Origin of the sequence: Acetobacter sp. P1H12_c (genome assembly GCF_018811975.1) — a bacterium.
Taxonomy (GTDB): Bacteria; Pseudomonadota; Alphaproteobacteria; order Acetobacterales; family Acetobacteraceae; genus Acetobacter; species Acetobacter persici.
Map to the genome: position 1 here is coordinate 1 of NZ_JACRVR010000056.1, position 10,424 is coordinate 10,424.

Sequence of the window (10,424 nt, forward strand, 5' to 3'; positions counted from 1 at the left end):
GTTGAGGGATGAATGCCTCAACGAGACGCTGTTCACGTCTCTCAGCCATGCCCGACAGGTTCTGGCTGACTGGCGGGAAGACTACAATACGGTGCGTCCCCATTCCCAGCTGGATGGCAGGACACCGGATCAGATCGCCAGACAAGGGTCTCGGGGGCATGCCCCCGAGACCCTTGTCATTCCATCAACCCCAAGCCATAAAAAACGGGAACTCTCCTTTTAAGTGGATACAAAAAAGGGGGCACGTCAATCCCGCCAAGGAGGAATGATGCAGAAGTCGCCTGTCCAAAATGGGCTTACAGACACCGACATCTGGTCGAAAACCTGTGGGCAAGGCTCAAGGAGTGGCGGGCTGTCGCGACCCGATACGAAAAAACAGCCGCATCCTTTCTTTCCGTCATCCTCATCGCCGCTACAGCAGACTATATCAAGGCCTAACAGGCCCTAGAGCAGTTCCACTGAATCCTGAATCGAGAGGTGACACTGAAGGCGTCTTGTGATTCACCGTTTTTCCTGATGGAGAGGGTGATGGCACGAGCATTGAGTGATGATCTTCGGAAGCGGGTTCTGGAGGCTGGAGCTGCGGGAGCATCGGCCCGCTCGATTGCGGCGCGGTTTGGTGTTGGTATTTCGACGGCGATCCGCTGGTTGCGTCGGGAACGTGAGAGCGGCGAGCGGACGCCCCGTCGTCAGGGCAAACCGCGCGGATCACGGCTGGACGCGCATGAAGCGTTCATTGCCGGCATGATCGAAGCGCAAAAAGACATCACGCTTCACGAAATGATGGCGCGTCTGGAAAGCGAACGGGCCGTCGGGATCGGTCGCAGCATGCTCAGTCGCTGGTTGCAGCAACACGGATGGACATTCAAAAAAAGACCGCTCATGCACTGGAGCAGGAGCGTGAAGACGTCCTGAAGCACGACAGGACTGGTTTGATCTCCAGCCTGACCTTGATCCGCAACGTCTGGTGTTCATTGACGAAACCAGCCTCTCCACGAAGATGGCCCGTCTGCGCGGGCGTGCCTTGCGCGGGGAACGTTGCCGCGCCGGTGTGCCGCACGGTCACTGGAAAACCACGACTTGGAGGGATCGAAGAACCGTTGATTGATGTGCTTGGCGAGTAATTTCTGGTTTTTGGCGCTTTGATTGACGGTTCTTTGGGTCGGTTTTGATCTGCGTTTTGAGCGGATCAGTGGGTGTTACCCTCTGGATGGCTACGCGGCGGCGTTTATCCGCTCCAGGAAGAGGAAGCGGCGCATGTTGTAGACGATATTGGCCAGACCGATCCTCATGGTGGCCCGGGTGATACCGACAGTTCGGATGAATAGACCCATTTGCGATTTCTGATCGGCAAAGACGTGCTCGACGCGGGAGCGGATCACCGACTTCCCTGCATTAGATCTCTGGATATGCCGGGGCATCGGTTTGAGATGCGGCTTTTTGCGATGAACCTTGGAGACAAAGCCCTGTTTTTCCATAAAGTCTTCGTTGGCTTTTGAGCGATAGGCCGTGTCTGCCCAGACACTTGAGGCCGTATTGGTTTTATCCAGCAGCCCCTCTCTCAATCGCGCGCCATCACTGGCGGCAGCATGTGTTGTTTTCCATTTCCGGATAAACCGGTATTTCCGATCGATGGAAACATGCGATTTATAACCAAAGAACGGGATGGCGAGATCGCTGGAGGGCATACTCCCGTCCTCCAGCCGCTTCGCCTTTGTGAACTTCAGTGTCCATCGTGCATGACGATCCTTGTGCGACAGTTTGGATAGCTTGTCCTGCCAGTCTTCAGGAATACGCCCTGCTCGCAGATCCGCTTTCTCAGCGTTCGTATTGCGCTGCTTGGGAGCAGCCACCAATGTGGCATCCAGGATCTGGCCTGACATCGGCAGATAGCCTGCGTGGCGCAGGATCGCATCAAAGCGGTTGAACAGCCCATCGATCGCATCCGCCTGGGTCAGACGCTCGCGAAACAGCCAGACCGTTTTGGCATCAGGCACCCGATCTGAAAGTCCCAGACCAAGGAAACGCATAAAGGAGAGGCGATCGTTGATCAGATATTCTGTCCGCTCATCAGACAGATTGTTGAGCGTCTGGATCACCAGAATTTTGAACATCAGCACCGGATCGAACGGGGGACGGCCGCCTTTGATCCTGTCTGAATAGGCCAGAGCCTTCTCCAGATCAGGGCGGAAGGCCTCAAAATCCACAGTCCGGGAAAACGCTTCGAGCTGATCGCCAAGCCCGCTTAACCGGGCCAACCGCTCTTCAACATCAAAGAAACCAGCCTGCTTCATAGCGCCATTCCCTCAGTCAGAACCAGACGAATGGAATCACAGAGACAGACTCAAAACCAGAGGGTTTTTCGAACCCTCCATCTGAGGATTGCGGCATCCGGCAATTTTATCTCCCATATGTAGGCGACTGCGGCCTGTCTGCTCCTGCATCACTGAGCACACAGGCGGATCAGGGAGGGTAAGTGGAATGTCGGTTATCGGGAAGAAATAACTGAATGCTGTCGCCCGCTGCGATCGCCTCGATTGTCGAGGCGTCGCGAGCGGCTGGTCGTAGCGAGACCGGCGGCATGCTGATTGGGCGCTACGGCCCGGAAGGCTGGGTCGCCGACATCGTCGAGGCGATGCCGAATCCCAAGGGTTCGAGATCCGGCTGGTTCTGGTTCCAGCGCTCGAGCACCAGGCTAACCGCGCTGCTGGAGGACCGCTGGAGCAAGGGCCTGCACTATCTGGGGGAGTGGCACTTCCGCCCCGGCGGTTCCACTACGCCGAGCAGTTCCGATGTCCGCGCGATGCTCCAGGTGGCGGATGATGAGGCATATCGCTGCGTCGCGCCTCTTCTGGTGATCCTTAGCGGAAGGCTGGATGCGGACTAGTCCCTGTCCGTGACGCTTTTCCGAGCGGGTCATGCGATCGCGCTAAAACAGTGCCGTGGCAACGATGACGATAAGGTATAGAGCCCTCTAGGATCGCTGCTGGCGAGCGTTCGAGAGTGCGCCGGGCTCCGATGTCAGATCGCTACTGAACTCGGGTTTGCCGCTTCATACTGTGCTAGTTCGACATCCGACCAGATGATGTAGACGAGGTCAGCGGTACGGTGATCTGTCTGAGCCTTGGTCAACTGCTCCAGGGAGATGTTCATCGCGAGCACGATCGCTGGACCGGAGGTCCGCTTCTTGAGTGCGGTTTCCATGTGGAAGCGAACGCCGTTGATCGTGGTCTCGCGGTTCTTCTTGAAGGTTTCTACGGCGGACTTGCCAATCAACTCGACCAGTGCGTCGCCGTCTGCATGTGCAAAGGATGGCAGCAGATAGATGACGTCCAGCCCAGCCGCGCTAGCCAGCGCGGTTGCCTTCACAATTCCGCGTTTCAGGGCACCGACATCAACACCGTGCGACTTCGTGTGAAATGGCATTCGAATCTCCGACTTGGATGTTTGACTCGCTTCGTGAGCAAACTGCTACCAGCAAAGCGCGCCTTAGCCTAGGAGGCTGCCGCAGCATCGAGGGTACGGCTGTCGGCTACATGGCAAAGATTGGCCTGCTGTCCACGAAACCGGCAGCAGGCCAGATCTGCCGTTCGAAACATCGCCGGGGAACGGCACAAATGCCCCAAACTCAGCCTATCAAGCTTAGTTTAGCAATGTCCGCTTTCAGGCAATTACCATGAACGTCCGAATGTCCGACATGTAGGCGAGTGCCGCCTGTCTGCTCTGTTCACCAAGAATAGAGCAGACAGGCTGGCGTGCGGGGAAGTAGAAGATCAGTTATCGAGTAGCAAGGTCATCAATGAAGTGCCGGGCCACAACGTCATATGCAAGAGATAGTTTGCTGATCTGGATCGAGATAAATCCAAACTATATGCTTACAATTCGTCGCCACTGCTGCCAAACCCCGGGCTGAAAAGACGCTTGTAGAGACGGTCTGCATAGCTATCCGTCATTCCAGCAATATAATCGCATACACGACGCTCCTTAGAGCTTTCTATACACCCATCCTGCCAGGATGACTGTGGAATCAGGCTTTCTGGATCTGACTGTAGAGTTTCGAACAACCGCTTTACGACCATTTGACCACGTCGCTCAAGCTGCTGCACCTCAGCCTTCTTAATTATGAGTTCGTAAGCCAGTCCCTTAAGGGATTTCAATAGCTTTGTGTGAAGATCGGGAAGAGTCGCGTTGAATCTGAGAAGTGGATGTGTGTATGAAACATTTTCCGAAAACTCCACGCTACTGACAAACAGGTTTACCAGCCCAGAAATCATCTGCTTTCTTTGGAAACTATCAGCAAGAAGGCCGTTCGCGACTAAATCGGCATTAAAACTATTCAATGATTTACTATCAAGTTTGTTGAAAGCTACTGTAATTGCATTTCGGACAGCACTCTCGGTCGCCAAACCGCGAGCGACAATGTCCTCTATGTCATGAATGCCATAGGCAATGTCATCAGCAAGTTCGAGGATACTGCAGTCAAGGGTATGGTGAGCCTGTTTGCCGTTAGCTGATGCTATAAACTGCCGTCTATCATTGGGTGAGAAGCCATCGAGAGCCCATGCGACAACATCTGCCTCATCCTCATGAAAAGACTTGGGGGGATGGCTAAAGGCGTTAAGGTCAAAGGTTTTGATTGAACGAGGATACTTCAATATCCCCAGAATCAAACGACGTGTTGGGTATAGCCCTTTTCCTCGTTCATTATATTTTTCAAGTTTGGTTATAATGCGAAGGGTCTGACCATTTCCTTCGAACCCGCCGTGCTGCAACATGGCGTCATGCAGCGCTTGCTCTCCTTTGTGTCCAAACGGCGGATGACCAAGATCATGAGCGAGACAGGCAGCTTCAATCAGATCCCGCTCAGGTAGCCATTTTTGGTCGTTCTCAGGAAGAATCTCTATCTTGGATTGTAATACTTGAAGTAGACCATAACCGATCTGGGACACTTCAATAGAATGAGTTAGGCGTGTACGATGAAAATCACCTTCTCCGGTACCCATCACCTGCGTCTTGCCTTGTAGCCGCCTAAAAGCAGCTGAATGCATTATGCGTGCGCGGTCTCTCTGAAATGGGGAACGAGGGTCTCCTGAGCGTTGGGGCTGATTTCCATAAAGTTGCTCTTTAAAAAAGCTTAAATCAGAGGTCATGGGTAAGTCCTTCTTCTAATGATCTAGGTCGATTTTAAGTCGAAGATTTATATTTTCGAATGTCGGCCACAAGGAAGCTGCCATGCTACTTCGTCGTCACGAAGGAACGAAGAGACTAAATTTATTATTTGGCTTCTGGGCCAAATCGACAGTTCAGATTCGAACAGATGACGTCCGCTGTGTGGAAAACCAGTTGGCAGTGTGTATGTCTGACATGAAGGCGATTGCCGCCTGTCTTCTGTGTTTTTTCTGAGTCGACAGACGGTCAATCATGACGAGTAAAAAAACTCATTCATGAACTCTTCTCTCATCCGTGCAGCGCAGATCTGATCCGTCAATATGCACACCAGGTCCACACTGAAGAACTGGAGGCGTCTGGACTGTGAACGTGCTTCCAGATGCACGTCCCCTAACATGACTAAGCTGCAGCCCCTTCCGGGCCGACAGTCGAACATGCCTCAGTGTCAGACCCTCAATCGGTGCCTCGGGCAAACCCAACGCAACACCCGCAGTCTGCGCATTTGTCGCCGTCAGATCTGTAATAGTGACATCGTGAATATGCGGGGTGGTTGATGTTACCGAAGAGGCGGGATCGGCCATTAACGCAGTCTGCTGCGTTCCCCCGGGCTGCCCTGCATAATAATCACTGATCGACAGCGGAACCCGGACATGGTTCATCGTCAGATTTTCTGCACTAATCCAGCCAATATCTCCGCCGCGATCCCGCCCAGACTTAATTCGCAGTCCGGACAGTGTGTTCTGAAACGAGACGTCAGAAATTTTAATATGATGAGCCCCATTGGCCAGTTCGCTACCAATGGACAGACCGTGCCCTTCGCCAAAGCGAGACTGTGTAATGCTGATATCGCTCGCCGCTCGACCCGGCTGCATCAAACCGGACTTGATGGCAATGTTGTCATCCCCTGTCGCAATATCGAGAGTGCTCATCGTGACATGATCCGAGGAGACAAGATCAATACCATCAGTATTCCGAGACGAGGCCGGGTTTCGGATCGTGAGATGATCGATCCTGATCTCGCTGGACTCCCTTACAACGACCGTCCACATCGGAGAATTGGTCGCCGTAACCCCTGAGATCCGTCCATGCTGCACGTGCGAAAACTCAATCAGCCAGGGGCGTGGCAGACCATTCGCACCAGGCACTCCCGGATAGTCTGGCCCGTAAGGTAAAGGGCCTGAGGTCTGCGTCTTATGTGCCTGCACGGCTTGAGGCCACCAGACAGCAGCGCCATTTCCATCAATATGACCCTGACCGGTTATGGCCACGTCCTGAACATCAATCGCAGAGATGAGGGCTTCTCCAGGCTGCGCTGGATTCCCCAGAAAGGCCCAGTGGAAAAGATGAGTGTCCGAACTTCCCAGAAGGGTACTTCCCTTCTCCAGATTCAGCGTGACATGGTTTTTGAGAGACAAAGGTCCGCTCAACCATGTTCCTGATGCCAACGACACCACGCCACCACCTGCCTCGCTACAGGCTGTAATGGCACGTTGAATGGCCGGACCATCATTCGTATGTTCGTCATGCCGTGCACCATAAGTAATAGGGTTACAGCGAGACGGCGCAGCATGACCGATCATGGGCATGCACAACAGCGCCGCGACTATCCCACCTAAAATCAGCCCCGCGTCTCTCATAGAGAGACTGCCTAAAACACATCTTTGGTCCGACTGATTGCGTTTTTGAGCAGCGCTCCCCGTCACTTCCGCAGCCCCTTGATACCCAGCTCTTCCCACATCCAGTCAAAACTGAAAGAGGCCCCTGCCCCCTCACGCCCTAAACCTGCTGTGGTGCCTTCAATCTGCTTCAACCAGGCCGCGACTTTCTTCTTGCCCGCCGCTGTTGTAACAGCCTGCCTCGGCGTGACATGCCCAAGCCCCGGAACAACCTCATCCAGAACACGGCGATAATGCTGCTCCAGAACAGCAGCCAAAATTTCCGCCTCCTCTTCAAGCGGGATCTCGTCTTCACGCACATCCCCTCGACCAGAGGTCCGCTGCTCTTCTATAGCCTGCTCGGCGGTCATAATCTGTGTCAGAGGGGATCCAATCAGACTTCCCAAGGCGTTGCGGAGTAAAGCCGTGCCTTGCTCAGCCCGCGTTTCTGAGTTGACCTGTAATCTCAGCTGACGGCCTTTCAGTTCCAGGTTCCCCAGAACAAGACCACCATCATCCAACGTCGTACTCAAAAACTGAGCTTGGCTGTCTCCTACCTTAGAATAGGCCTCAGGAACATGGTCACCCGCCTGACGCGTCCAATTCCAGATCATACGCCCCGCATGCTGCAAACAGGATATCGTATTCAAAACCTCGGCAATGTTCTTCTGAGTGCTTCCCTTGCTGAGAGGAAAACATACGTCATGAAAGACCAGGTCTTCGCCATCGCTGTTAAACAGGACAGGTGGCTCGGAGGCGCTCACCATGTTTTCCATGGTTCTAAAGAGCCAGGTCAGCGTGAAAACCGGGGCCAGATCACGGAGCACATCTGTTTTGATCTTTGGGAACTCAGCCTGCCCCCGCTTACGCTTGAGAACATCGCGCAAATTCTCAGCCAGATCTTCGCAAGCCTGCTGAGAATACGCCAGCAGACTCCCTGCCAAAACCATTTTACCATCTTCGGGGACAAGACGTGCCGCGATGCGCTCCCAAGGCTTCAAGGACTGTGTGGCTGAGCGTTCATGAACCAGAACAGGATCACCACCCCGCAGCAGGTCACGCACCATCATGCTTTGACCCGGCACGATCTGCGAAACCTCATACAGGCTCATGACGGCCTCTTTGAGGCCCCGCATATAAGCGCTTTTGCGTGGACCTTCTTTCCAGCCCCGGCGTTTCAGATAAACCTCAACGAAATTTTCGTTATCCCAGTCCTGTCCCAAGAAATCTTCGAAGGCACAGCCCCAGAGTGACATTGCCGCACCCTGCCCTAAGATATCTCCCAGATCTTCGAAGCTGATATCCGCCGCCTCTAAAGCCGGTCCCAGATGCTCACCCAACACTTCTTCAAAACAGGATTGCCACTGATCCTGCTTCAGATATCCGATAAGCCCTGTCAGATTGTCAGCGTTCATAAATGCGACGACCTTCACTATTTTTCTGCGGCGGAACGGCAAACACCCTGTTTACCCGAGACAAAGAGAATATCGTGCATAGCGGTTTTCTCCCGTCCGATTAAAGGCACCAAGAGATACCAGATCGGCCAGATCACGCGTCGCCGTGGCAGATGTGGCGCCGGTGATGGAACGATAGTTCTGGGCACTTAGACCGCCTTGGAAGCCGTCAGGCCCTTCTGCCAACATCCGAATCAGAGCCTTTTCATGACGAGTGTTCAACTTGTCACGGAGGCGGTCCAGAAACCGCGTTTTCTCAATTAAAAAACGAATATTCTGAAGCGTGCGAAACTGGGGAACCGGAATGTCGGCTATCAAGCCGTGAGATGAGAAAAGCGGCCATGCGTGCGATCAATGTTCATGACAGCATATCGCCGCTTTCGGATCGTTTTTGCTACGCTCACGCTTCGACCTTCTGAAATGACGGCTAGTTTCAAGGCGCTTGAATTACGCCGTGGCCAGCAAATTCTCAATATAGGATAGGGCGAATTGACGTGCAGCGGCTTCGTCCAGCCCTTTGACGTGCATCCAGCACGGTGTTGACCGTTTAACGAATAACTCTTTTAGCCTCTCCAAGTGCTCGGTCGCCAGAGGCTGACCAGGGACGCTTCCACAGTTGGCCCAAGCGAAGTCCAGGCTCTCACGCACAACATGTTCGCTCTCGTCGGTTTGTTGCGCAGCCGAGATTGAGCTTAAAATTGCATCAGCAACCTCCAATCTCTTTTTCACATTAACACGTTCGCAATTGTAGATTGCGCGCATATCCTCGGCATCCAAGTCGATATGGACCGCAACCTGTAGCTCGTTACCCGTACGCGGATCTAATGCATAAACCGACTTCAACCGATTCGAAGCGTAGTCACAGCCAAGGCACACCACGATGCGGTGAATGCCGAAGTATTCCACGTAGCCGAGGATCAAACCTGTTGCCGGGTTTGCGTCGATAGCGACGCAATGCAGAGGCGTGTTTGGCGGACGGCCGTCGACCAAATCATCGCCGTCATAGAATCTGAAGCAGGGTTGCGCGTCAGGCTCACGCAGATACGATACTGCATCGCCGCATTGCTCAATTGGAACACCGGCATAGTGTGCCTGCGCCAATGCGCTTTTTACGAAAGATCGGCCCGACGATGGCCCCCCGCAGCTCAGGTCGATGTTTATATTACCCTTCGCATAAGCACGTGGGCCTTCGCCTAACGTCTCCTCTATATCCACCGTTGGGTATTTGCGCTTCAGTCCCTTTAAAACATCGCGAGCCTGAGTGACCGACCCTGCTGTTACAGCGATGCGGTGGCCATTCAGGGCCGAAGTGCGCTTAATCACCGGCCGTGCCATTTCCAACTGGCCACCGACATCCAGCAGAAAGTCCTCATGCGCCGTGGTAGTGACCGCCATGCGCAAATTTTTCCCGCTCTGGCGCTTGATACCGATGTGGAGAACGAGAGGCCGCAACTGCTTCTCTAGTTCTGCGTCCCAAATCTGGCCTGCTCGGTTATTACAGTTGCCATGCAGAAAATTGTTTACAGTTCGGCGTCCCCCGATCGCATTAGGGAGGATATGCTCTTTTGAATCATCGGCGGGCGCTATGCCTTGACCGCAAATGGCACAAATTGCTGACACATCATCCCCCTAGGCAAACAGCGTCGGCCCTAGGGAAACGCGTGTTTATCTATCCGTTTTAACCTAAAACTGTAAGTCTCGCTATCGGCCTAACCCGTCTGCAAGAGATCGTGCTGCTTATGTCCGTTATGCAGAAAGCTGTTCATCGGTGTGTATGTCAAATATGTAGGCGACTACAGTCTGTCCGCTGCCATTCGTTGGGCAGACAGACTGTTTAGGAGGGGAACGGAATGTCTGGTGTGGAATTCAGAGCCTGAAAAATTCATCATCAATCCAACCCATCAAATCCCGGGACTAAACACCTTATGTGTTTCCAGCCTGTTATGATGACCTCATGAACGCCCCTGGCCAGGGGCGTTCATGAGGTGAGATACAGCGCTTAACACCTGGTAGCCTGACCACGTTTTCTAGCAGGCTGATCTCGCCTCTCTTCACCGTCTCGAACAGTTGACGGCGGCCCGCTTTCGGGACCGCGAACATAAGAAAGAGAGAGTGATATGTCTGCGCAAACCGTCATTGGAATAGA

General features: G+C 53.6%; 8 protein-coding genes and 2 pseudogenes. 4 read left to right on the forward strand and 6 right to left on the reverse strand.

Translation table 11 applies throughout. From position 1 onward, the window contains the following. The 3 genes and pseudogenes from KP699_RS16550 to KP699_RS15340 form a co-directional block, all read left to right on the forward strand. Positions 1 to 223 (forward strand): transposase (locus KP699_RS16550; protein WP_252346871.1); only part of this gene is annotated, 223 nt, incomplete at its 5' end. Between the two features lie 23 nt (positions 224 to 246). Further along, positions 247 to 438 (forward strand): annotated as a pseudogene (locus KP699_RS15335) (transposase); the annotation flags it as partial. Positions 439 to 528: 90 nt separating this feature from the next. Then, positions 529 to 1,084: pseudogene (locus KP699_RS15340) on the forward strand (IS630 transposase-related protein); the annotation flags it as partial. Positions 1,085 to 1,214: 130 nt separating this feature from the next. Here the strand turns inward: KP699_RS15340 and KP699_RS15345 are convergent. Beyond that, positions 1,215 to 2,294: an IS5 family transposase gene (locus KP699_RS15345; protein ID WP_215763240.1), complete on the reverse strand. Its 1,080-nt coding sequence runs from the start codon at positions 2,292 to 2,294 to the stop codon at positions 1,215 to 1,217. Positions 2,295 to 2,509: 215 nt separating this feature from the next. On the opposite strand from KP699_RS15345, the gene KP699_RS15350 reads away from it, so the two are divergent. Further along, positions 2,510 to 2,887 carry a Mov34/MPN/PAD-1 family protein gene (locus tag KP699_RS15350; protein ID WP_215763241.1) on the forward strand — a complete coding sequence of 126 codons (378 nt, stop codon included), beginning with the start codon at positions 2,510 to 2,512 and terminating at the stop codon, positions 2,885 to 2,887. Positions 2,888 to 3,021: 134 nt separating this feature from the next. On the opposite strand, the gene KP699_RS15355 is transcribed toward KP699_RS15350, so the two are convergent. The 5 genes from KP699_RS15355 to KP699_RS15375 form a co-directional block, all read right to left on the reverse strand. Further along, positions 3,022 to 3,426 (reverse strand): hypothetical protein, encoded by a 405-nt coding sequence (locus tag KP699_RS15355; RefSeq protein WP_215763242.1) that lies wholly within the window; start codon positions 3,424 to 3,426, stop codon positions 3,022 to 3,024. 449 nt (positions 3,427 to 3,875) lie between these two features. Then, positions 3,876 to 5,150 carry an anti-phage deoxyguanosine triphosphatase gene (locus KP699_RS15360; RefSeq protein WP_215763243.1) on the reverse strand — a complete coding sequence of 425 codons (1,275 nt, stop codon included), beginning with the start codon at positions 5,148 to 5,150 and terminating at the stop codon, positions 3,876 to 3,878. A gap of 288 nt (positions 5,151 to 5,438) precedes the next feature. After that, complete coding sequence (locus KP699_RS15365) at positions 5,439 to 6,755, reverse strand: glycoside hydrolase family 28 protein (protein ID WP_215763244.1); 1,317 nt, start codon at positions 6,753 to 6,755, stop codon at positions 5,439 to 5,441. 113 nt (positions 6,756 to 6,868) lie between these two features. Beyond that, entirely contained in the window at positions 6,869 to 8,239 is a 1,371-nt protein-coding gene (locus KP699_RS15370; RefSeq protein WP_215763247.1) for a hypothetical protein, read from the reverse strand. A 486-nt stretch (positions 8,240 to 8,725) separates the two neighbouring features. Next, positions 8,726 to 9,898 carry an HNH endonuclease gene (locus KP699_RS15375; protein ID WP_215763245.1) on the reverse strand — a complete coding sequence of 391 codons (1,173 nt, stop codon included), beginning with the start codon at positions 9,896 to 9,898 and terminating at the stop codon, positions 8,726 to 8,728. Between the last annotated feature and the right edge of the window lie 526 nt (positions 9,899 to 10,424).